This window comes from Dendronalium phyllosphericum CENA369, from assembly GCF_016056275.1.
Classification (GTDB): Bacteria; Cyanobacteriota; Cyanobacteriia; order Cyanobacteriales; family Nostocaceae; genus Dendronalium; species Dendronalium phyllosphericum.
On the sequence record NZ_JAECZA010000159.1, the window covers coordinates 1 to 23,069 of the forward strand.

At 42.1% G+C, this 23,069-nt stretch carries 26 protein-coding genes; 16 read left to right on the top strand and 10 right to left on the bottom strand.

Translation table 11 applies throughout. From position 1 onward, the window contains the following. Positions 1-465 precede the first annotated feature (465 nt). Positions 466-1,701 (bottom strand): tetratricopeptide repeat protein, encoded by a 1,236-nt coding sequence (locus I8752_RS21535; protein WP_214434326.1) that lies wholly within the window; start codon positions 1,699-1,701, stop codon positions 466-468. Positions 1,702-1,902: 201 nt separating this feature from the next. Between I8752_RS21535 and I8752_RS21540 the strand changes: the two genes are divergently transcribed. Continuing rightward, positions 1,903-2,493: a chromophore lyase CpcT/CpeT gene (locus I8752_RS21540; RefSeq protein ID WP_214434327.1), complete on the top strand. Its 591-nt coding sequence runs from the start codon at positions 1,903-1,905 to the stop codon at positions 2,491-2,493. Here the strand turns inward: I8752_RS21540 and I8752_RS38120 are convergent. After that, positions 2,483-2,608, bottom strand: a complete 126-nt coding sequence (locus I8752_RS38120; protein WP_263985788.1) for a hypothetical protein — start codon at positions 2,606-2,608, stop codon at positions 2,483-2,485. The genes I8752_RS21540 and I8752_RS38120 overlap by 11 nt on opposite strands. A gap of 22 nt (positions 2,609-2,630) precedes the next feature. Continuing rightward, complete coding sequence (locus I8752_RS21545; protein ID WP_214434328.1) at positions 2,631-3,053, bottom strand: pentapeptide repeat-containing protein; 423 nt, start codon at positions 3,051-3,053, stop codon at positions 2,631-2,633. 557 nt (positions 3,054-3,610) lie between these two features. Here I8752_RS21545 and I8752_RS21550 point away from each other — a divergent pair. From I8752_RS21550 to I8752_RS38450, 3 genes are all read left to right on the top strand, one after another. After that, positions 3,611-5,608 (top strand): zinc metalloprotease HtpX, encoded by a 1,998-nt coding sequence (locus I8752_RS21550; protein ID WP_214434329.1) that lies wholly within the window; start codon positions 3,611-3,613, stop codon positions 5,606-5,608. Between the two features lie 226 nt (positions 5,609-5,834). Next, positions 5,835-5,969 carry a hypothetical protein gene (locus tag I8752_RS38125; protein WP_263985791.1) on the top strand — a complete coding sequence of 45 codons (135 nt, stop codon included), beginning with the start codon at positions 5,835-5,837 and terminating at the stop codon, positions 5,967-5,969. Positions 5,970-6,004: 35 nt separating this feature from the next. Further along, entirely contained in the window at positions 6,005-6,109 is a 105-nt protein-coding gene (locus tag I8752_RS38450) for an aldehyde dehydrogenase family protein (protein WP_318780880.1), read from the top strand. A gap of 88 nt (positions 6,110-6,197) precedes the next feature. Here I8752_RS38450 and mazG read toward each other — a convergent pair whose 3' ends face one another. Both mazG and I8752_RS21565 read right to left on the bottom strand, forming a co-directional pair. After that, positions 6,198-7,022, bottom strand: a complete 825-nt coding sequence (mazG, locus tag I8752_RS21560) for a nucleoside triphosphate pyrophosphohydrolase (protein WP_214434330.1) — start codon at positions 7,020-7,022, stop codon at positions 6,198-6,200. Positions 7,023-7,076: 54 nt separating this feature from the next. Next, a complete protein-coding gene (locus I8752_RS21565; RefSeq protein ID WP_214434331.1) occupies positions 7,077-7,685 on the bottom strand; it encodes a metal-binding protein in 609 nt (202 codons plus the stop codon). Positions 7,686-7,810: 125 nt separating this feature from the next. Between I8752_RS21565 and I8752_RS21570 the strand changes: the two genes are divergently transcribed. From I8752_RS21570 to I8752_RS21595, 6 genes are all read left to right on the top strand, one after another. Further along, on the top strand, positions 7,811-8,035 hold the full coding sequence (locus I8752_RS21570) for a hypothetical protein (RefSeq protein WP_214434332.1): 225 nt from the start codon (positions 7,811-7,813) through the stop codon (positions 8,033-8,035). A gap of 371 nt (positions 8,036-8,406) precedes the next feature. Continuing rightward, positions 8,407-9,081, top strand: coding sequence for a Mo-dependent nitrogenase C-terminal domain-containing protein (locus I8752_RS21575; protein ID WP_214434333.1), 675 nt, complete (start codon positions 8,407-8,409; stop codon positions 9,079-9,081). A 142-nt stretch (positions 9,082-9,223) separates the two neighbouring features. After that, positions 9,224-10,252: a GTPase ObgE gene (gene obgE, locus I8752_RS21580; RefSeq protein WP_214434334.1), complete on the top strand. Its 1,029-nt coding sequence runs from the start codon at positions 9,224-9,226 to the stop codon at positions 10,250-10,252. A gap of 72 nt (positions 10,253-10,324) precedes the next feature. After that, complete coding sequence (locus I8752_RS21585; protein WP_214434335.1) at positions 10,325-10,606, top strand: hypothetical protein; 282 nt, start codon at positions 10,325-10,327, stop codon at positions 10,604-10,606. Beyond that, a complete protein-coding gene (locus tag I8752_RS21590) occupies positions 10,603-11,022 on the top strand; it encodes a type II toxin-antitoxin system VapC family toxin (protein ID WP_214434336.1) in 420 nt (139 codons plus the stop codon). The genes I8752_RS21585 and I8752_RS21590 overlap by 4 nt, the downstream gene beginning before the upstream one ends. A gap of 12 nt (positions 11,023-11,034) precedes the next feature. Continuing rightward, complete coding sequence (locus I8752_RS21595) at positions 11,035-11,622, top strand: Uma2 family endonuclease (protein WP_225895825.1); 588 nt, start codon at positions 11,035-11,037, stop codon at positions 11,620-11,622. Positions 11,623-11,640: 18 nt separating this feature from the next. On the opposite strand, the gene I8752_RS21600 is transcribed toward I8752_RS21595, so the two are convergent. Continuing rightward, positions 11,641-12,768 (bottom strand): acyltransferase family protein, encoded by a 1,128-nt coding sequence (locus I8752_RS21600; RefSeq protein ID WP_214434337.1) that lies wholly within the window; start codon positions 12,766-12,768, stop codon positions 11,641-11,643. Positions 12,769-12,946: 178 nt separating this feature from the next. On the opposite strand from I8752_RS21600, the gene I8752_RS21605 reads away from it, so the two are divergent. After that, positions 12,947-13,408, top strand: a complete 462-nt coding sequence (locus I8752_RS21605; protein ID WP_214434338.1) for a peroxiredoxin — start codon at positions 12,947-12,949, stop codon at positions 13,406-13,408. A 102-nt stretch (positions 13,409-13,510) separates the two neighbouring features. Here I8752_RS21605 and hpf read toward each other — a convergent pair whose 3' ends face one another. Further along, positions 13,511-14,158, bottom strand: a complete 648-nt coding sequence (gene hpf, locus I8752_RS21610) for a ribosome hibernation-promoting factor, HPF/YfiA family (protein ID WP_214434339.1) — start codon at positions 14,156-14,158, stop codon at positions 13,511-13,513. 630 nt (positions 14,159-14,788) lie between these two features. Between hpf and lipB the strand changes: the two genes are divergently transcribed. Together lipB and I8752_RS21620 are read left to right on the top strand one after the other, a co-directional pair. Beyond that, positions 14,789-15,484, top strand: a complete 696-nt coding sequence (gene lipB, locus I8752_RS21615) for a lipoyl(octanoyl) transferase LipB (RefSeq protein ID WP_214434365.1) — start codon at positions 14,789-14,791, stop codon at positions 15,482-15,484. A 153-nt stretch (positions 15,485-15,637) separates the two neighbouring features. Then, positions 15,638-16,945, top strand: a complete 1,308-nt coding sequence (locus I8752_RS21620; RefSeq protein ID WP_214434340.1) for a glutamate-5-semialdehyde dehydrogenase — start codon at positions 15,638-15,640, stop codon at positions 16,943-16,945. Positions 16,946-16,960: 15 nt separating this feature from the next. Here the strand turns inward: I8752_RS21620 and I8752_RS21625 are convergent, their stop codons facing one another. Genes I8752_RS21625 through I8752_RS21635 form a run of 3 tightly spaced genes read right to left on the bottom strand, consistent with a single transcriptional unit; the run spans position 16,961 to position 19,132 of the window. Next, a complete protein-coding gene (locus I8752_RS21625) occupies positions 16,961-17,296 on the bottom strand; it encodes a XisI protein (RefSeq protein WP_214434341.1) in 336 nt (111 codons plus the stop codon). Next, positions 17,284-17,700, bottom strand: a complete 417-nt coding sequence (locus I8752_RS21630; protein ID WP_214434342.1) for a XisH family protein — start codon at positions 17,698-17,700, stop codon at positions 17,284-17,286. The genes I8752_RS21625 and I8752_RS21630 overlap by 13 nt, the downstream gene beginning before the upstream one ends. A gap of 19 nt (positions 17,701-17,719) precedes the next feature. Continuing rightward, positions 17,720-19,132, bottom strand: coding sequence for an isochorismate synthase (locus I8752_RS21635; protein ID WP_214434343.1), 1,413 nt, complete (start codon positions 19,130-19,132; stop codon positions 17,720-17,722). Between the two features lie 400 nt (positions 19,133-19,532). On the opposite strand from I8752_RS21635, the gene menA reads away from it, so the two are divergent. The 3 genes from menA to I8752_RS21650 all read left to right on the top strand — a co-directional run bounded on the left by menA (position 19,533) and on the right by I8752_RS21650 (position 23,039). Beyond that, a complete protein-coding gene (gene menA, locus I8752_RS21640; protein WP_214434344.1) occupies positions 19,533-20,429 on the top strand; it encodes a 2-carboxy-1,4-naphthoquinone phytyltransferase in 897 nt (298 codons plus the stop codon). Positions 20,430-20,529: 100 nt separating this feature from the next. Continuing rightward, positions 20,530-21,507 (top strand): o-succinylbenzoate synthase, encoded by a 978-nt coding sequence (locus tag I8752_RS21645; RefSeq protein WP_214434345.1) that lies wholly within the window; start codon positions 20,530-20,532, stop codon positions 21,505-21,507. Continuing rightward, a complete protein-coding gene (locus I8752_RS21650) occupies positions 21,492-23,039 on the top strand; it encodes a 2-succinylbenzoate--CoA ligase (protein WP_214434346.1) in 1,548 nt (515 codons plus the stop codon). Before I8752_RS21645 ends, I8752_RS21650 begins: the two co-directional genes overlap by 16 nt. Positions 23,040-23,069: the final 30 nt, after the last annotated feature.

The window sequence follows — 23,069 nt, forward strand, 5'->3', positions numbered from 1 at the left end:
TGAAAAAGCTGTTGATAATATCAAGGATGCTTTTAGCAAATAGATATTAGAGAAAGCAGGGGAGCAGAGGAGAAAAAGACTAAGCTGATGCGCTTTTAAATTGCATAGTTCAAACTCCTAGAAAGACGCGGGGACGCGGAGAGGGGGAGAAGCCGAGAGAAGTTGCGTGCGGAGAGAAGTGCGGTCTTGGGGAGACACTGCGTTGCCGAGGTTCCCTCGGTTGAAGCAAGTGTCGTCTTTGCCCCTTCGGGTGACGCTCCTGCGTCGCTAACGGCAGTTCGGACTCGACGGGAACCGCCAAGATTCCGACTGCCTCACCAAGTGGAGCAACTTCGGAGGGTTCCCCCCGCCCTTGCAAACTTCGGGGGATGCAATTTGAATGATGATTAGCTTATACATAAACTACTCTTTATTCTCCCGATTTCCCCATCCTCTTCTTAACTACTGACAACTGACAACTGACTTTTATTTTGGTAATTTTTCAATCTGCTGAGTGAAGTGTGCTTCTGGAAGTTTGAGTTGTTGCGCCAGTTCTAGACCTTGTTGAAAGGCTGTTCGTGCTTGAGCATAATCTTTGCGTTCTAGATAAATTTGCCCTATTTGGTCATAGGTTTGCATTAGTCCATAAAAGTTAACGGCTCGTTGTTGGGTTTCTAAAAGAATTTGACTAGCTTGTAACGCCTCATCTGTTTGTCCTTGAGAACGATATAGCGCAATTAATTTCTGCAAAGCTTCACCAGCACGAGTATACTCTTGCAATTGCCAAGCAGTGTTGTAAGCTTCTTGATAATTGTTAAAAGCTTCTCGCAGTAAATTAGGATTCTCTTTTGCTAAGGATTCATAATTTGAACCGATCGCTATTTTCAATACTGGTATTTTAGTCAGATCGTTTTCATCTGTGTAAATTTTTGCTAGCTTATCCCGCACATTTATTGCTTGCTGTGGTTGTTTCCCCTGCTCGTAAATATAAGCTAGCTGTTGCAGGTATATTAATTCATTAGGGCGATCGCCAACAGAAGTAGCTAAATTTAATAATTCTTCGTAGGTGGTAGCAGCTTGAGGATAATCGAACCAAGCTAGATTCAATTCTCCAATGGTTTGAAGAGTTTGTACTACTGCTACTTCATTTTGCTGTTGTCGCCTTACTGCCAAAATTTGGTTATAAACTTCCAAGGCAGGTTTGAACGATCGCACATTTTGATAAGCTTCAGCTAGCGATCGCAACAGTTCGAGATTGACAGTTGTTGGGGCAACAGTTTTTTTAGCAACATTTTTTGGTGGTTGTGCCTGTTTTTGGATTGCTTGCAATCGTTGAGTAATGTAGTATATCTCTTGACGTTCGCTTTCATTCCAAGCGATCGCACCTACTCGTGACAGTGCTTGTACCTCTGCCAACGCGCCTAAAAAGCGCCGCAAGCGTAGTTCCCGGTTCCAAATCTCAAATGCTGCTACCTTATCGCCAGCTTGTAGTTTCGCTGTAGCTTGTTGATTCAACTCATTCAGCGCTAACTCCAGGTTTAGCTGTTGTTCAGGAGTTAACTGCTGTTTACCGCTTAAATTTGGCAGCAGTGGATCGGGTGTAGTAATTTCTAACGGGCTGGGAGGAAATTTATCAAGTTCTTCTGGGTTTTTAGTCTCTGCTAAAGCCAAAGAATTGCTAAAAAGTATAACGACAATAGTAAAAATTAAGCGCCGTAGCATTGGTACTTTACCTGACTTTGAGCAAGTTTCATTAGTGGCGATCGGAAATTAAGTATAAGACATTGGTAATTATGCCTATGCCTAACAACTTTAACTGCCAATTTGTTTGACGCATAAAACATTAGTAATTATCCCCATTGGTGATTTCTAAGCTTTACAATACTCCCATATAATTTTCAAGCAACTGGTCAATCGTATTTAATGACTCATTCTAAAGATATTGTCACTTTAGCTCGCTGGATGGCAGCAGATTTTAGCAATCAAGAACAAGCCTTTGAAAACCCGCCTTTGTATGCCCACATTCGCGTCTGTATCCGTCCTCTTCCTTTAGAACTGTTATCTGGAATCGGCTTGTTTCTCGAACAAGCTTATGATTATATGCTCGGTCAACCGTACCGAATGCGGGTGATGAAGTTGATTGAAGCAGAAAACCACATTGTTATCGAACACTACAATCTTAAGGAAGAACAAAAGTTTTACGGCGCATCCCGCAACCTCGAACTCTTGAAAAACCTCTCTGTTGAGCAACTAGAGAAAATGCCAGGTTGTAACATGATTGTAGAGTGGACAGGCAACAGCTTCAAAGGTAGGGTTGAACCTGGGAAAGGTTGCATCGTGGTTCGCAACGGAAAAAATACTTATCTTGATAATGAATTTGAGATTGACGCTGAAAAATTTCTCAGCCTCGACCGAGGGCGAGATTTAGAAAGCGATGAGCGTTTGTGGGGTTCTATAGCTGGGCCATTTCACTTTGTGCGTTGGAGCAATTTTGCTGATGAAGTCAAGGGGTAAAATATAAGTAGGGGTGCTGCGATCGCAGCACCCCTATATAAGTTGAACAAAGAATGCAAAGATATACTTGTTCGCGCAAATAAGCGATCGCCTGAACTACAAAGTATTTCGACATTTATCCATGTTTGAGCGCCAATCTACTTAGATGGTACAGCACTGTATAGTATGGCTCCGTTCAAATCAGCACCTAATAACACAGCTCCTTCCAAGTCAGCATTATAGAGCGTAGCATCGGTAAGCTTGACATTTGTCAGGTCGGTTCCACTTAAGCTAGCATCACTTGCAAAAACTTTAGTCAAATCTGCGCCCTTGAGATTAGCACCAGTGAGATCCGCACCTTCTAGGTTAGCAGAGTTAAGTTTAGCTCCCTTTAAGTTGGCATTTCTCAAATCAGCACCAATTAAGTGAGCTTGTCTCAGATTTGCGCCTGCTAATTCACACCCCGGACAACTTCCAGTTCTCAGTAACTGTCTGACATGAGCAGGATTTGCAGCTTGTGCGGGAACAGTTAAGCTGAGTGTGCCTAGTAATGCTGTAGTAGCTAGAATCTCTAGTTTCATCTTTATAACCTCAAAAGCAACAGAAACTAATGACCGAAGTTTCCTAAAAACTTGGCACGCGGATTAAGTTTCCTTGTAAACAGGATGACTTAATCAATAGGCTTTTGTCCTCGCACAAAAGGATTAGTAGAAAGGTGGAAATTTGTGAGGTAACTGTTTAAGCATCCTCACCTAACTACCCTCTCAGGACAGGTAAAATTCGGATTTAGTCCGCCAAAAGTTATATAGTCTTAATTTTTCCCGATACCCGACCTGACTTTTCACGGTATGTGGACGCATGAGCGAGGGTGTGGGGTGTAGTCAGGCTTTCTTGTTTTCCCTACACCCTACACCCTACCCCCTACCCCCAGCCTTAACAAGGGTTTGAGGACTTCCCGTGAAAAGTCAGACACCCTCCCCCCTACACCCTGCCCATTCGTATTTTCCCTGTCAAACAGCTACTCGTGCAAGGTAAAAAAATAATTTATACATTGGTTATTTTCCGTAACTGCGATGACGAGTGCTGAATCTATTGAGTATTGATAGATAAAATACCACTCCTTTAGCAAGGAGACTTTATGTCATTGCAATCTGGATTAGATGCCTTTCAACAAGGACGTTATCAAGAAGCAGTTGAATTGCTAGAACAATTCTGCCGCAATTGTAGCGAACGCAATTCCTCAGAATACCTTTCAGCCCAAATGTGGCTGATGAAAGCCTATCAAGGTACGGGAGAAATCGAAAAAGCTATGAGTCTGTGGCAAAAGTTGATTGTTAGCGAAAACCCACAGGTTCGCAGTTGGGCAGAACAAGCCCGTCAATCTTTTCCTCAAGTGCCAACTGCCCAATCTAATGCCATCCAAACAGCAGGACGTGCTGCGACTGCTGGTGTGAAATTAGCGATGGGAGGTGTGGGTGGTAGTCTGGTGTTAGCCTCTGGAGTTACCATGACCTTGCTATTTGGCATGGTGTTGGTTCTGGGCTTGAGCTTAGTATTGATTTTGGGTAGCAACGATCCGCTCCAAGGACTAGCGATCGCGATTGGTATTACATTAATTTTTAATATCGCTGCCTTTTTCCTGTCTCCGTTCCTCATGGACTTAACTCAAAGCTGGCTTTACCAAACTCGCTGGGTAGAGTTGGCAGAAGTTGAAAGTCTCAGTCCAGAGACAGCTAAAGTTATTCGTCAAGTCTGCCAGGAGAAAAATCTCAAAACACCGCGTTTGGGAATTATTAACGATCAAAACCCCACTGCTTTTACTTATGGTTCACTGCCTAACAGTGCCCGGTTAGTCGTCAGTCAGGGACTCTTCACTTACCTAGATGATGATGAAGTTGCTACCGTCTACGCCCACGAATTAGGGCACATCGTCCATTGGGACTTTGCAGTGATGACGATCGCATCTACTTTAGTGCAAATTTGCTATTTGATTTACAGCACAGCCAGAAGATTGGGTCGTGGCGGTGGCGACAACAAAATCAAAGATGCCATCCAAACAGCTGGTCTAGTTGCTTATATCTTTTACATCATTGGCACTTACTTACTGTTGTATCTTTCTCGCACGCGGGAATACTTCGCTGACCACTTCGCCGCAGAAAGCACAGGCAACCCTAATGGACTATCTCGTGCTTTGGTGAAAATTGCCTACGGGATTCTCGAAGAAGGTTCAAGGTCGCAAGAACCCAGCCGTTTAATTGAAGGGACTCGCGCCTTGGGTATTTATGACCCCAAAGCCGCAGCTTCCACAGGAACAGCTTATCGCATCGCATCCGACCCCCAAAAAATTGGTCGCGTCTTTTTGTGGGATATGTTTAATCCGTGGGGTTGGTGGATGGAGTTAAATTCGACTCACCCCTTAACTGGCAAACGAGTTCGTGCCCTTAGCACCTATGCCGAACAGCTAGGTTTACCAACTGAGTTTGACATGGGGCGAGTTGTAGGAGAAGGCAAAAACCTGAATAAGAGTAGGCTTTACGGTAACTTCTTGTTAGATATTGTCCTATACGGTGCTGAAACTATTGGTTTCTTAGCTGGCTTAGTACTTGGCGTTATTCTTGGGTCAAGTTCTGCAAACCCAGGTTTAACAATAGGTATGCCACTCATCGGTTTAGGCATAGGAATTGCAATCAAAGCCTTTGTGATGTTTCCAAGCTACAAGCAAGCACCAGAAACTGACATTCTCACCCTGATGTCAGACCCTTATGCCAGTCCGTTACGCGGACAACCTGCAAAACTAGAAGGTCAGCTAATTGGTCGTGGCGACTCTGGTTATAAATTTGGTTCTGATTTAAAAATCCAAGACCGTAGCGGTATGCTTTATCTGCATTACGCCTCACGCTTTGGCCCTATTGGTAATTTTCTGTTTGGGATGAAGCGAGTGCAAAGCTTGATTGGCGAACAAGTTGGGGCTGTGGGTTGGTTCCGCCGAGGCGTTGCACCTTGGATGGATTTGATCCAACTCCAAAGTGAAAATGGCACTATTGTCAATAGTTACCATCGCTTCTGGTCATTCCTTCTTGGTGGCGGATCGATTATCCTAGGAGTGGTCTTGATTATGTTTTTGAGCAACAGGTAGTCGAGTTTTTAGCCTGTTGCCAGAGCATTTCTCAATACATCCAAGCTTTATTTGTTAGGAGGCGGTTGCTAACTGCCTCCATTTCTTTAGTGCTGAGTGTTGTAGGAGGCAGGAGGTAAAACTATTACTATTCCTAATATTCATGCTTTCAAAATATCCTAAAGGGTGTGACTACGGCTATATATTTCTAGGTATTATTGAAGCAGAGTGCAACTAACTAATAATCATGCATAACTTTGCAATTCAACCTCAAACATTACGCGAAGCATGGGAACAAGGTTTGCAGCAGGGATTAACTCAAGTTGCACTATGGAACGAGGTAGAAATCCCAAATCATAATACAGCAAACTTCATCTCCTGAGAAAACATACAGCAGATTGCAACTGGACAAAAGATATCACTAAAGCTTATGCGATCGCTAACAATGTCCGTGCTGGTACAGTCTGGGTAAATTGCTACGACGTATTTGACGCTGCTGCACCCTTCGGTGGATTCAAGTAATCTAGTATCGGTCGAGAATTAGGCGAATATGGCTTACAGCAATATACCGAAGTCAAAACTGTCACCATCAAATTGTAAAGTAGATATATCACTGCTCTTTGGCTAATTGAGCTTTTGCCTGTTGCCAAAGAGTCTCCAACTCATCCAAACTGTAATCAGAAAGGGGGCGGTCAACAACTGCCTCCATTTTTTCTAGCCGCTGAACAAATCGTTGATTTGTACCTTGTAATGCCGCGCTAGGATCGAGATTATGCCAACGGGCTAGCTGAAGAATGGCAAACAATAAATCCCCTAGTTCTGCTTGTTGTCGTTCGGGTGTTTCTTGGGCTAAAGCTTGTTGAAACTCGCCTAATTCCTCATGAAACTTGTCCCACACTCCATCAATGTTTTCCCATTCAAACCCTACAGCCGCAGCCTTTTGAGAAATTTTCATTGCTGCCATCAATGGGGGAAGAGTACGTCCATAGCGACTGAGTTTAGCACTGAGTTTTTGACTTTCTGAGGATGGTTCGCCCTTTTCCGCAGCTTTGATTTGTTCCCAGTTTTGCCGCACCTCATCCACACTTTGTACCGACACATCACCAAATACATGAGGATGACGGCGAATCAACTTTTGGGAAATCCCTTCAGCGACTTCTTGCAGAGAAAATTGTCCGTATTCGCTAGCGATTTGGGCTTGCAGTACTACTTGCAAAAGTAAATCTCCTAATTCTTCTGCGATCGCATCTTTCTCCCCACTTTTAATCGCATCTACCACTTCATAAGCTTCTTCAATTACATAGGGTATCAGCGTTTGGGGAGTTTGTTGCAAATCCCAAGGACAACCACCATCAGGCGATCGCAACTTTGCCACCACCTCAATTAACTCTTGTAGTGCCGCCAAAGTATCAGTATGATTTTGATTGAATTGCATAACTAATAAAAACTCCGCGTTCTCTGCGTTCTCTGTGGTTGAAAACGATCGCTATTACTTTGTGCGGTTTTTGCTGGTTTTCGGTTTAGGCCGACTACTACCGCGACTCGTTGCTTTACGTTTTTTAATTTTGCCACTAGAAAGCAACCCGCGAACTCCCTGCTTTTGCATCCGCTTGTATGCCGAACCGCTCCAATCGCTGAGAGAATGGCTCATAGCGCCCAATTCCAAGCCTAAGAAGAGGGCAAGAAATTCCGTACTGTAAGCTGTTAGCGATCGCTCAATAATTGCACCCAAATCCTCCCAAGTAAAAGTAACATTCCAAAGCTTTGTAGCAATAGGCAAAATCAAAATTGCCAAGATACCTAGCAAACAGCCGAGATAAAGCACCCGCAGCGTCGTGCCGATAATCGGCCCGTGGGATAAGAAAGAACGATGGCGAAGACTTTTTTGATAAGGTAGCCAAATCCAACGCACAAAACCCCAGCGTTGGTATTGAACAGAATAAATATCTAAATCCGGGCCAAACATCAGCCCGCCAAACAGAAACCCACCTGCAACCAGCAAAGTCACATTACCACTATGAGTCTGCCAGAAAGTGACACCTGTTACAAACGGCAGAGCATACAAAGTAATGCGATCGTGCGTTCGACCAGAAGGCATCCTAAGTCCTGAGTTCTAAGAGTTAAGTCAATACTGTTTGATTAAAGGATGAACAGGGTGTAGGGGATAGGGTGTGGGGTGTAGGGAAATTAAGCCACCCACAAGGGGCGGGGTTTCTACCTGCCTTGAGAAATAAGGATTCTTTCGCCCACAAGGGGGAGCCACTGCGGTGGACGGGTTTCCCGGCATATAGCAAGTGGCATCGAGGCTTTAAACCTTACTTCGGGGCTAGTTCTTCCCCCTACACCCTACACCCCACACCCTACACCCGCCCCGAAGGGGCTTGGAGTAAAGGTGGAAAAACTAGCATTTTTCCGTTTTCGCTTTCACCTTTATACCGAACTTTATAATAATTAAATTCTCAGTGAGTATAATTCATATCTTGCATCAATTCCAATAAAAGTTTTTTAAAATTTGGTGGTGGGTCAAAGCCCCCACCATAATATGAGCGATTTGACACCCAATTCCTAATCCCTTTTACTTTGGCAATACCCTGCAATGTTAATGCATGTCTGACAATGCCAATGCATCGCCTGACAATGCCAATGCATCCCGATGCAATGTTAATGCATCGCCTGACAATGCCAATGCATCATAATGCATTAAAGTTGTTGACTGTCAACACTTGAAATAAGATATTTTTATTTGCAAGTACCGTCAGATTTCATACTTCAGCCTTTTTATACTAGTATTGTCCGAAGAAAGCTTGAGGCGTGAGTATATGACAAGTGCCGTTCAATCCCCCTACAGCATAGAACAAATTGCCGCTTGGTTGCGTGGACTGCTCACTGTTGCTTGGGCAGATGGTAATTTTGACGAATACGAACAAGAGGCTATTGCTAGTATCACTAAGGAACAATTAGCTCCTAGCTTAAAATGGGAATCGCTAGAGGTAATTACACCAGAAGAATTAACCGCAGTGTTGGGTAAAAATACACCAGCAGCGGAAAATTTTTTACGGACAGCTGTGATGGTAGCGATCGCAGATGGTACATATTCTCTGAGTGAAGACGAAATCCTCCACAAGTTTTGCCAAGCATTGGAACTGCAAGAGGATGTATTAAAAACCCTGCGCCATACCTTTGAACAAAAAGAAAAGCAGCTAGTCCCCGCGCCAGCCTTACCCAAAACACATCCATGCGATCCACTCGACCCCATGCGCCACTGGCTGGACGAGTTAGATATTGAAGACCCCAGAGTTGCCCGTTTTTTGTGCAAAATGATTCCCTCCCAATGTCCCTTTGAGCGAGATGTCGTTTTGTTTGGACGCAAGCTTGTTCACATTCCGGCGATGTGTAAAATCAATCCACTGTACGAACAACTTGTAGGTTTACGTTTTCGCGCCCTCTCCTATCTAGCAGATGAATGTGGTGAAGATGTTTCACCATATATTTGAGTGCTGAGTGCTGAGTGCTGAGTGCTGAGTGCTGAGATTCTGAGTCCTGAGTTAAAAGTAAAGAGTAAGGAGTTTGGAGTTAAGAGTTAATTAAAAACTTATAATTTAAAACTCACAACTCAGCACTCAGGACTCTAAAAATATGCAATTTATCGATCAAGCAGAAATTGAAGTTGAAGCTGGTAAGGGTGGAGATGGCATTGTTGCTTTCCGACGAGAGAAATATGTGCCAGCTGGCGGCCCTTCTGGTGGTAATGGCGGACGAGGCGGTTCGGTAATTTTCATTGCCCAAGAAAACCTGCAAACTTTGCTAGATTTCAGATACAACCATCTTTTTAAAGCAGAAAATGGCGGTCGCGGCGGGCCAAATAACCGTACAGGAGCAAATGGCAAGGATTTGATTATCGAAGTTCCCTGTGGTACAGCTGTTTATGATGCCGAAACAGGGGCTTTGCTTGGCGATTTAATCCAAGCTGGAGAGAAATTGCGGATTGCCGAAGGCGGTAAAGGTGGATTGGGAAATCAGCATTTCTTGAGTAACCGCAACCGCGCCCCAGAATATGCCCTCCCTGGATTAGAAGGAGAAAGAAAGCAGCTACGACTAGAGTTGAAACTATTGGCGGAAGTGGGGATTATTGGCTTACCAAATGCGGGGAAATCTACTTTAATTTCATCTTTGTCAGCCGCACGCCCGAAAATCGCAGATTACCCCTTCACTACCCTCATCCCGAATTTGGGTGTAGTGCGGAAACCGACTGGCGATGGTACAGTTTTTGCTGATATTCCCGGACTGATTGAAGGTGCTGCTGAAGGTGCAGGATTGGGACATGATTTCTTGCGTCACATTGAGCGCACGCGGGTGTTGCTGCATTTGATTGATGCTACTAGCGATGATGTCATCGGGGATTACAATACAATTCAGCAAGAATTGCAAGCATACGGACGCGGTTTACCAGAGCGATCGCAAATTCTCGCACTAAACAAAATTGATGCAGTTGATAGCGAAACAGTGGATTTGGAGGCGCTAGCTACTCAACTTAATCACCTTTCCTACGCTCCAGTTTTCTTAATTTCCGCTGTCACCCGCGCTGGATTAGAGCCGATGTTACAAGAACTTTGGCGAATTCTTGATGAACTTAATGCAAGCGAACAAGTAGAAGTGTTGGGGTAATAAGCAATAGAAACTGACGAAGCCACAGCAACAGCTTGGATGAATCGGCAAACCTAAAATGAGGTCAATAGTATGACTGCAAAAGAACAATTAATTAGAGAAATCGAGCAAGCACCAGACTTTTTAATTGAAGAAGTCTTAAACTTTTTACTTTTCATCACAAGTAGACTAAAACAAAGAGTTAATGAAAATCAACCTGTAGAATCTAATCAAAACTTACCTTCTCAATCTTTTTTAAATTTTGTTGATGAAATTAGCCTTAAAATACCTCCAGAAGAATGGGCAAAACTTCCAAGTGATATGTCAGTAAATTTAGATCATTATCTATACGGATCACCTAAAATTGAAGAATGAAAAAAGTCTTTGCTGATACGGGTTACTGGATTGCTTTACTAAATAGCGGGGATGAACTGCACCTTAAAGCTAGAAGAGTGACTGCATCGTTGATGCCTTTTTTACAAATAGTTACTAGTGAGATGGTATTCACTGAATTATTAAATGCCTTTTCTAAGCAAGGTAGACTATTCAGGCAAGCAGCAGTCGATGTGATTAATCAATCCCTTAACAATCCTAATATTGAAGTTGTTCCGCAAACTAGTAACCTGTTTATCAGCGCACTCGAACTATATAATCAACGTTTAGATCAATCTTGGAGTCATACAGACTGCGCCTCATTCAAAATCATGCAGCAGCAAAATATATTAGAAGCGCTTGCTTATGATAAACACTTTGAACAAGCAGGTTTTGTGGCTCTATTGCGTCAATCTTAAATATTAGTGATTATGCAATTACAAGAACAACGTTACTATTCACCTGAAGAATACCTAGAACTCGAAGTTAATTCAGAAGAACGTCATGAATATATTGATGGTCAAATTATCCAAATGACAGGCGGAACACCAAATCATAACCAAATCGCTCTTAACTTAAGCGGTACGCTAAATTTTCTTCTCAAGCGTCAACCTTATCGAGTCTCTGTCACAGATCAACGTCTTTGGATTCCTAACAGGCGAATTCACACTTATCCTGATGTGATGGTGGTGAAAACTCCTTTGGAGTATCAAGAAGGAAGACGAGACACTCTGATTAATCCGGTATTTATTGCTGAGGTGTTATCAAAATCCACCAAAAGTTATGACAGAGATGAAAAGTTTGCTGCTTATCGGTCGATTCCTAGTTTTCAGGAATATATTCTCATCGATCAGTACAAAATGCATGTTGAGCAGTACTTTAAAACGGAGAATAATAAATGGATATTTTCGGAATATGAAGATGCAGAAGAAAGTTTAAACTTGGCTGCTGTTCCTTGCCAAGTTTTGTTAGTGGATATTTACGATAAAGTGGATTTTAATGCGGAAGAATTGGGATGAAAACGGTTCGCACAGAGTTTAAACTTTGAGAAACCAGCGTTGGCGATACATAAAAATTCCGACTGCTAACCATAATAAAACGGTGACTATAGCAAATAATAGCGAACCGTTTAGCGCACCTGCCCAAGATGCAAAGACATTTTGGTAAATCCAATTGTAGGTGGTAGGAGCGTTTTCACCAGAGCCAATAGTAGTTTTAACTAAGATTTTAATCAACAAAACGGATGCAACGAAAAGGGCGATCGCATTTAAGCCCATAATTTCAAAAGCTTTACTCCAGCGACGTATCAGCCGCACTTCGATAAGTTCGTAACAAGCCGCTAGCAATAGTAACGCCCAACCTGCTGTAAAAATAACATAGGAACTCGTCCACAGCTTTTTGTTGATTGGGAATGTCCATCCCCACGCCCAACCAATAATTATGCAACCAATGCCAAATAATGCTAACCCTATACTCGTGCGCGATTTGACTGGTTGGCTGCGTATCCATTGCCCTGCGAAGTAGCCAGCCAAGACTGTAACAATCGCCGGGATAGTGCTGAATATCCCCTCTGGATCTCCCATAAAGTTGAAGCTATCGCCTTTGTATAAATGGGCTTTTGGTATAATCAGGCGATCGACATAAGCGCCGAAGTTGCCATCCCGTGTTAAAACTCCCGCGCCATAACCGGGAACTGGTATATACATTAGCGCTAGCCAGTAGCCAATAAGTAAGACTGCTGCTAGTATCCATTGACCTTTGCGTGGTAGATTCAGAACTGCCAGGGAAGCCAGCAGATATGTCAGGCTGATGCGCTGCAACACCCCCATAATTCGGATGCTATTTAAATCAAAAGTCCAGACACCCTGATTCCAAAAGCCATTCAGCAGCAAACCTATGGCAAAAAGAATGGCGGCGCGGCGCAAGATTCGCAAATACACAGCCTTAGTAGGTTTGTTAGCTTCAGTGTACTTTGACAGCGAAAAAGTCATTGCCACACCAACAATGAACAAAAAGAAGGGAAATACTAAATCAGTTGGCGTGCAGCCATGCCAATCAGCATGGGCGAAGGGTGGATATACATCATCTACGACTCCCATCATGTTGACGAGAATCATCCCAGCGATGGTAATGCCACGGAATACATCCAGTGAAGTTAGGCGCATAAGCGGAATTTTATCTTTGATGAGTATCTAAGCTACTCCGCTTGATGCAAGTAATCAAGCAAAATTTATATAGTCTCAATACAAGGTAAAATTTTATTAAGTAACAAAAAAATTTCTGTAACAACGTGTTGGCGTTGACCAATTCAATTTCTATCAAATCTTGAATTTATTAGTAGCTATGTCAATTAAAGTTGGAGATACTGCTCCTGATTTCACTTTACCGGCTCAAAACGGTTCAACAGTAAATCTGAGAGATTTTCGAGGCAAACAAGCTGTTGTCCTATACTTTTATCCCAAGGACGACACGCCTGGATGTACGGCAGAATCCTGCGCTTTCCGCGACCAGTATGAAGTTTTTAAAAGTGCTGGGGCTGAAGTGATTGGTGTGAGTGGTGACTCTAATGAATCGCACCAAAAATTTGCTGCCAAGCACAATCTACCTTTTACTCTCTTGAGTGACAAAGGCGACCAAGTGCGGAAGCTATACGGTGCAACCGCAGCTTTTGGTTTGTTCCCCGGTCGCGTTACATACGTCATCGACCAACAAGGAATTGTGCAATACGTGTTTGATTCAATGTTTAATTTCAAAGGTCACGTTGAAGAAGCACTGAAAACCTTGCGACAGCTTGCAGTTAAGTAGGGGATTGGGGATTGGGTACTGGAGATTAGGGATTGGGTATTGGGAAAAGTACTTTTTTATCTGTTTCTCAGTCCCTAGTCACCAATCACCAGTCCCCAGTCACTATTTATTCAAGTGCAACTTTTCTGGGGCAACATTGGTATGAGCTGATTTACCATTCTTGCCGTTGGTATGACCGTTACCATTACGGGGTTGAATGACACCATAACCGCCGTGGTTGCGTTCGTAAATTACGTTAATCTCTCCAGTTTCGGCATTGCGGAACATATAAAAGTCGTGCCCTACTAGTTGCAGTTGTTCTAAAGCTTCTGCAAGAGTCATTGGGGGCATGGAAAAATATTTAGTGCGGACGACTTCGCTGGGTAGTTCGGGAGTGCGATCGCCAATTAAATCTACTGCTACTGGTTGTGGAACTAATACTTCGTTAGTTGGTTGGGCATGAGTTTTCTGATCTTGCCGTCTTTCTTTATATTTACGCAGTTGACGGGCTATCTTATCTGCTACTAAGTCAATACTGGCGTATAAATTTTCGCTGCTTTCCTCGGCACGGATGACACTACCATTAGCATAAATAGTTACTTCAGCCGCCTGCTTGGGATTAATTCGGGGGTTGCGGGCTACGCTTAGATGCACATCCACTTCATTTGTGATGTTTTGAAAGTGACTAACTGCTTTTTCAATCTTTTGATGTACGTAATCCCGAATTGCTTCAGTAATTTCTATATTTTTGCCGTGGATGACAAGCTTCATGTAAACTCTCCCGTTCAATATTTGATGTGAATTTGTTTTGTATGAAAAGAAGTTGCGGTAAGGTCTATCACTACCGCCAAAACACATCGCGAACTGTTTTGATATACTGCTGCGCTTTCGCTAAGTTGGTTGTATCTAAGTTGTGCGACACATAGCGCTGATTCATGTTCGTTTTGCAGTTATCTCTGCGCTGGTTTCCTAATGGTTGCAAATCAGTAGGATACCTACAGAGAATTCTCAACTGAGGCAGTCTCAGCAATAGCTTCCTTGACTGCTTTTTTCATTAAGCCACATTTACAAAACTGTTAGTGGTTACTCCTTGTTAATTTTTGGAGATTTGTTTGCTGTTAATAGATAACACAAGTATTCTGAGAAGTTATATCCTGTTTGAGATGCAAACAATATATTAGAACCATCAGCCAGTGCATTCGTTCTTCTTGTCGTGGTCTGATGGTGATTGTAGAGAATTCCTCCCAACACCTATTGAGGTTATATATAAACTAGCATTTTGTATTTTATAAAATGGGTTCCCTTGACGTTCCTTTAAAATCCTTTGCATAGCTTGACATTTGTTGATTCGATTCTTGGAAGTTGAAATATATTTGGTCAATAACTCTGTTGATTTTTGGCATGATCCGTAGTAGTAGCCTATCCCATAACCGTTGTTTGTTATATAACGCAGGATTAATGCCATATTTAGATGCTCATCAATGGCAGCGATCGCTTCTTACCGAACGCATTAATGACCCCAGTCTAGATGATGTGTTAATTTTGCTAGAACATCCGCCTGTCTATACTTTGGGGCAAGGAAGCAATCCAGAATTTCTCAAATTTGAGGTTGACAAAAGTAACTTCGAGGTACATAAAATCGAGCGTGGTGGCGAAGTCACCTACCATTGTCCCGGACAACTGGTAGGGTATCCGATTTTAAATTTGCAACGTCACCATAAAGACTTGCATTGGTACTTGCGTCAACTCGAAGAAGTATTAATTCGCGTATTGGCAGTTTATGGGTTGCAAGGCGATCGCATTCCATCTTTGACAGGTGTTTGGTTGGAGGGGCGTAAAGTTGCTGCCATTGGGATTAAAGTCAGCCGTTGGATTACCATGCACGGTTTTGCCTTAAATGTATGTCCCGATATGACAGGCTTTGAGTTTATTATCCCCTGTGGCATTGCTGATAAACCTGTAGGCAGTTTAGCCGAATGGATTCCAGGTATCACCTGCCAAGAAGTACGTTCCGTTGTCGCCAAGTGTTTTGCTGAAGTGTTTGGTGTCGAGATAGTTGAGTTTACACAGTCATCTGATAGCAGCAAGGCGGGATGAGGGGGATGAGGAGGATGAGGGAGATGAGGGAGAAAAATTACAACTGACTTTTGTACAGACGCGATTAATCGCGTCTACGACAACTGACCGACCAAGATTGATAGGATAAGTAGAAGCTAAAGATTGTTGCCCCAGTTCAAGTTTTTGTGTGACATGACTACTTTCCAAGTTGTTTCTTCCCTAACTGCGATCGCCCAACAAACTCGCCAAGCTGCAAGTAAGCTGGCAATTCTTTCTACTGAGGCGAAAAATCACGCGATTGAAGCGATCGCCAAAGCTTTAGAATCGGCCAGAGATGAAATTTTGCAGGCAAATGTTGCTGATTGTGAAGCTGCTGCTGGGGAAGGAATTCCTAAACCACTTTATAAGCGTTTGCAGTTGGACGAACATAAATTAAGAGATGCGATCGCTGGGGTACGAGATGTTGGCAAGTTAGCCGATCAAGTTGGGAAAGTACAGATTCACCGCGAACTCGATACTGGCTTAATCTTGAAGCGGATTACTTGTCCTTTGGGTGTTTTGGGGATTATTTTTGAAGCACGTCCAGAAGCGGCAATTCAAATTGTTTCTTTAGCTATCAAGTCAGGCAATGGCGTAATTCTCAAAGGTGGCAAAGAAGCTGTGCGTTCTTGTGAAGCGATAGTCAAGGCAATTAAGCAAGGATTATCTCAAACTGCTGTTAACCCTGATGCGGTGCAGTTGCTAACAACTAGAGAAGAAACTTTAGAACTTTTGAAGTTAGATAAATATGTAGATTTGATTATTCCTAGAGGTTCTAATTCTTTTGTGCGGTTTGTGCAGGAAAATACCCGCATTCCGGTATTAGGTCATGCTGATGGCATTTGCCACCTTTATATAGATAAAGTAGCTGATATTGCTAAAGCAGTTACGATTACAGTTGATGCCAAAGCGCAATATCCTGCTGTTTGTAATGCTATTGAAACTTTATTAGTTCACCAATCGATTGCGACAGAATTTTTACCAAAAGCAGCCGAGGCTTTAGCAGAACGTCATGTAGAATTAAGAGGCGATGAACGTACTTTAACAATTTTGCCTGATATTGCAGCCGCAACAGAAATAGATTGGCAAACAGAATACAGCGATTTTATTTTATCGATTAAAATTGTGGATTCTCTAGAAGATGCGATCGCCCATATTAATGAATATGGTTCTCGGCATACCGATGCAATTATCTCTGAAGATTCTGCGGCTGTGGAAACTTTCTTTGGACTTGTTAATTCTGCTAATATATTCCACAATTGTTCTACCCGCTTTGCTGATGGTTTCCGCTACGGTTTTGGTGCAGAAGTCGGGATTAGTACTCAACAAATGCCACCCCGCGGCCCGGTTGGTTTAGAAGGATTGGTGACATATAAATATCAAATGACAGGTGACGGTCATATTGTAGCGGCGTACACTGGGGCTAATGCTAAGTCTTTTACACATCAAGATTTAGTTTAGGGAATATAGCATAATTTAAGCAATTGCAAATTCAGTATACTTTCTCACATCTGTTGGCTGGAAGGCTAAAACAATTTGATTTTTGGGAATTCCAGCACTGACAAGTTCGTTAGCAATACCGTCTTCTGTGCCGTCTCTTTGAATCCAAATTTTATCATTGATAATATCAATGTGGACAAGGCAACCATGTACCCGTTGTTTATTTTCCCAACCTAGTGTAAGTAGCAAGTAATGGTTTGCATTTTGGTCAATAATTAGCTGTCTTTCTAGTTGTCCGTAAGCATAGGGAAGTTGGGCGTATTCTGTTAATATTTTTTGGATAATTAGGCGGTAACGATCTAAGGTATCCATTCTCTAATTACCTCTCGTTCTGAGTCAAAAACAAGTAAACAAAGACGTTGATTTTCTATCAATATTTTACCAATTGGTTCTTGGAATAATTCTGAGTAAGTTTCCTGACGAATAGCAAGATACAAGCGGCGGTCTGGTTCTAAGCGGCTAAGAATATCGTAGTATAAAATATATTGTCCCAAAGCGTTCTCTAAGTCGGCTACTGGAGAAGCGCCAATAAAGCTTTTAACTTCTACTGCTATTTTCTGACCGCTTTTTTCTGCTGCTATCAGCTTTTGGGCACCTAGATCGATATATAAATCTCTTGCACCCCATTTTAAAATAAATGGGTCATTGGTAATGTACCAGTTCTCTTTTTTGAGGGCGTTTTTAACAGCATTATGGTAAATATCTTTAGCTGGCATAGTACATTAGTAATTTAATTTATACTAATGCTTTAAGTAATGCTTGAAGTTTAAGTTGCACTTCTGCAAACTCTCGATCGGGATCGGAACCAGCAACGATACCAGCACCAGCATACAATCTGGCGCGATCGCCATCTATCAATGCTGAACGAATGCCAACAATAAACTCGCAGTTACCGTGAGAATCTATCCAACCAAGAGGTGCAGCATATAAACCCCTCTCAAAACTTTCGTAACGACGAATTTCTGCACAGGCAATATCTCTAGCTGCGCCAGCAACTGCCGGTGTAGGATGCAGTTGTGAGACAATTTTTAACGGGTGTACGTTAGCTGGAACTATGGCGCTAATTGGTGTCCATAAATGTTGGATATTTGATAATTGTCTCAAACGGGGTGCTAATACTTGGGGCAATAAGCCTAACTGAGATAGACGTTGAGTAATGAAATCAATCACTAACAAATGTTCGTGCCTTTCTTTTTCACTTTCAAGCAAGCGATTAGCATTAGCCGCATCTTCCGCAGGCGTTTTACCTCGCGGTGCAGAACCAGCTAACGCATCGGTAATTAACTGTTGGCTGTGAATACTAATTAATCGTTCTGGACTAGCTCCGATGAAGCTTTGTCCTTTACCATTACTTGTAGAAAAAATATAACAATTAGGATGTATTTGCCGGAGATTATCTAAGGATTTAAATAAGTTAAAACGATTGCTTGACCTGACATCCAATGCATCTGCCAGCACAATCTTACTTAAATGACTAGACCCAATTTTTTCTAGGGCAGATACAACTGAACTTTTAAAGTGTGTAGAACTAGTGACAGGTTTTTTGCTAAAATTTGCTGCCAAATCAAACTTTGCAGGATAATATTCTAAAGACTCTATAAGTTTGAGTTTATTTTGCAAATTTTGGACTATTTTTTGAACATTTACCCTCGCATTGATAATTATATTATTTACTAATATACAATGCTGGTTTTTGACAGTTATTTGCCAACGGGGGAGAAAAATGGTGGCAGATGGAAATGGGTAATTTGTTTGGATATTTCGGTCGAAAAAGCTAAAGTAACAAAAAAAGTGAGAACCAGCAAAAGGTTGATTATCGTTACCAAAATTAATTATATTTTTTAGACAAGATTTGATAAAATACTCAGCTTGAGTAAAACGCTCTTGCCCATCAATTTGTAATTTTGCTATAGCATCAATGGCCGCGATCGCTTCTCCTTTTTCTTTGTTCTCAAAGTAAAAATTTATTTCATTTGCTTGCGTAAGTTTCTCTAATACAACTAAAGGGTCTACCCAGTCAATATTTAGGGAAATACTTACAATTTGCCTACAATCATTTTTGAGGCAATTTTTCTGAACGGATAACAGAAATTGGTATAAGTCTTTGTGTTTGACAAAGAAGTTGCTGCGACATGGTGAAACTGTCATGGATCTAGCAATAGTAAACTTTTTTTAAGTTATCTTCCTAAAGTGTAATTAAACGTGGTCGTATTTCTACAGGTAGCATATTCAGTTACCATTTCACCAGAGTATAGTTTGCTTTATTTGTGGTGTTCTCAAACGCTAACCAGTCATACTTGGTTTTCGGTTGCCGCCAGAGAGTAAGTGCTACTAGTAGGAGGTCAACTAGCCAAAAACATAGCTGAGAATGTGTAAGAAGTACTTTCAATAAGCACACAAGCTATGAAGTAAGCAAATTATTCGTTTAATAAATAAAAATGAAACTTTTGCCTTGCTAAATTCTCTGACGAAAGCTGGGTTATATTACTCCTAACTCAGCAAAAAGGAATTGGGGTAATAGTTCTGTTAGTTTAAATAATTAAGACAGATGACACAAGCGCAAATTTCACAACCTAAAATTAAACTATGGATGGCGGCAATTAAACCGCCGATGTATAGCGTTGCGATTATGCCCGTTTGGGTAGGAACAGCGTTAGCTTTTGCAGAGAAAAAAGTTTTTGATGTAACGGTATTTTGTACTTTCTTAGTAGGGGCAATTTTAATTCTAGCGTGGGAAAATATTAGCAATGATGTCTTTGATTCCGAAACAGGAATTGATAAAAATAAACATCATTCTCTGGTGAACTTGACTGGCAATAAGCAATTAATATTTTGGTTAGGAAATTTGTGTTTAATTGCAGGTTTATCAGAAATACTAGCGATCGCAATTTGGCAACAAGATCCAACCGTGTTCGGGATAGTTTTAGTGGCCTGTGGTTTAGGTTACATTTATCAAGGGCCTCCCTTTCGTTTAGGATACCAGGGTTTAGGCGAAATTCTTTGCTTTTTTGCCTTTGGGCCTTTAGTAGTGACGGCAGCATATTACAGCCAAACTCAAACTTGGTCAATGACGAGTTTAGCAGCCTCAGTAATTGTGGGTATTCCCACAAGTTTAATTTTGTTTTGTTCGCACTTTCACCAAGTCAAGGATGACATAGCCGCAGGCAAGCGATCGCCTATCGTCCGTTTGGGTACAGCGAAAGGTTCTCAACTCCTGACTTGGTTTACAGGCAGTATTTTTCCCCTGACTCTACTGTTTGTACTGTGCGGAATTTTCCCAGTGTGGACGTTGCTAAGTTGGCTAAGTTTACCTTATGCCTTCAAGTTATGCCGCCACGTCCAACAAAATCATCACCAGCCAGAAAAAGTCAGTAATTGTAAATTCATCGCCGTCAAAGTGCATTTTTGGAGTTGCTTATTATTTGGCTTGGGATTCATGATTTAGTCAGTGGTCAGTGGTCAGTGGTCAATAGGAAAATACAAACAACAGACTCTTGTACAGACGCGATTAATCGCGTCTCTACGTTAGCTATAATTTTCGCGGAGTGACTTACAAATTTAAATTTCGTCCTTATCGGCGGAGGTTTGTGCGATCGCTAGCTACTAGCCACGGTATCTGGGATATCCGCGAAGGGATTATTCTTAGCCTTAGCGATGAAGTAGGTAGCGGTTGGGGAGAAATTGCCCCGATTAGTTGGTTTGGTTCCGAAACTTTAGAACAAGCCTTAGATTTTTGTCGCCAACTCCCCGAAGAAATCACAGTCGAAACAATTTTCTCCATCCCAGATAAGTTAAGCGCTTGTCAATTTGGCTTTGAATCGGCGTTAGAGGGATTGGGCAGTAGGGACTCTTGTACAGACGCGATTAATCGCGTCTCTACTTACAGCGGCTTATTGCCAGCTGGAGAGGCGGCGTTAGAACAATGGCAAACGCTATGGCAGCAGGGATATCGCACGTTTAAATGGAAAATTGGTGTAAATGCGATCGCGCACGAACTGAAAATTTTTGAGTTACTGACGCACGCCTTACCAACTTCTGCCAAACTGCGATTAGATGCAAACGGCGGACTCAGCTATGAAGAGGCTAACTTATGGCTGTGGACTTGCGACAATCTCAGGGCAAATCAAGAATCATCCCCAGAAATTGAATTTATCGAACAACCGCTACCTGTCGATCGATTGCAGGAAATGTTGGAATTGAATATGTGTTATGCGACTCCCATAGCTTTAGATGAGTCTGTCGCCACACTCAAACAACTAGAGTACTGCTTTCAACAAGGTTGGCGAGATATTTTCGTGATCAAACCTGGGATATTAGGTTCGCCATCTCGTCTGCGAAAGTTTTGCCAACAGCACAAAATTGATGCTGTCTTTTCATCCGTGTTTGAAACCGCCATTGGTAGACAAGCCGCATTGCAACTAGCAGCGGAATTATCCCAACACAAAAGGGCGATTGGTTTCGGCATTAATCATTTTTTTGAACAAGAAGAAATCTGGCTACAAAGTCTATGGAAAGACCTTTAGACTATCTCAATAATTGCGTTCGAGACGATCGGCTAATCGGTTGCAACAACTGTCAATTTAAAGAGCTAGCCCAAGAATTATATTTAGAACTAACGCAGTTATTAACATATAAATCAACACTAAAAATTATCTTAGCCGAACGCGAACCAGAGAGATTTTTAGCAGGTTTCATCGCTGCTTGTGCTGCTAATTGTCCAGTTTTTCTTTGTAATCCCGACTGGGGAAAACAAGAATGGCAACAAGTGTTTGATTTAGTACAACCAGACATAGTTTGGGGAATGAGGGAAGAAGACGCGGTGAGGAAGTTGGAGTCTTGGCGGTTTCCGTCGAGTCCAAACTTCCGAACCCGAAGGGGGACACGGGGAAATGGGGACACGAGGAAATGGGGACACTTTCATCTTCCTAATCCTCCTCATCCCCCTCATCCTCATTCAGCACTCAGCACTCAACTCAGCACTCAGCACTCAGCACTCAGCACTCAGCACTCAACTCAGCACTCAGCACTCATAATGATTCCCACTGGTGGTTCATCGGGGCAAATTAAGTTTGCCATGCACACTTGGGAAACTCTCATGGCATCTGTACGAGGATTTACAGAATATTTTCAGATAAAGCAAGTCAATTCTTTTTGCGTGTTGCCGCTGTATCACGTTAGCGGTTTAATGCAATTTATGCGTTCATTTGCTACTGGTGGTCAACTAGCTATTTTGCCATTCAAAACAGTAGAATCTGGACAAATATACAATATTAATCCCTCAGAATTTTTTATATCTTTAGTCCCAACCCAATTACAACGACTATTACAAAATCCCCAATTAACTGAGTGGCTAACTCAATTCGCAACTGTACTTTTAGGAGGTGCGCCGGCTTGGTCTGAACTGCTAGAAAAAGCCAGATTTCATAGCATTCGACTAGCACCAACTTATGGCATGACAGAAACCGCTTCTCAAATTGCCACCCTTAAACCTGATGATTTTCTCAATGGTAAAATTAACAGCGGTCAAATTCTTCCTCATGCCCAAATAAAAATTTGCGATCGGCAAGGCGAGGGTTTGGATTCAAATCAAACAGGCAATATTACTATTGAAACTAAATCTCTAGCTCTTGGCTACTATCCTCACACTTGGAGCGATCGCAATTATTTTCAAGTAGACGATCTAGGCTTTTTCGACGAACAAGGTTACTTAAACATAGTTGGACGTAGTAGTGAAAAAATTATCACAGGCGGGGAAAACATCTACCCAGCAGAAATTGAATCAGCAATCCGAGAAACTCAAATGATTGCTGATATTTGTGTGATTGGCGTATCAGATAAATATTGGGGACAAGCGTTAACAGCCCTTTATGTTCCGAAAAACTCTAATACTTCGACACTTGAAATTCAATCTGTACTCAAAGACAAACTCAGCAAATTCAAAATTCCTAAACACTGGATTCCTCTGCCAACTTTACCCCGTAACTCTCAAGGTAAAATCAACCGCCAGCAGCTACAGCAAATAGCTACGGAATTCTTATTTAGCACTAACGACTAGAAGTCGCGGTTAATCTTGCACGCAAACGAA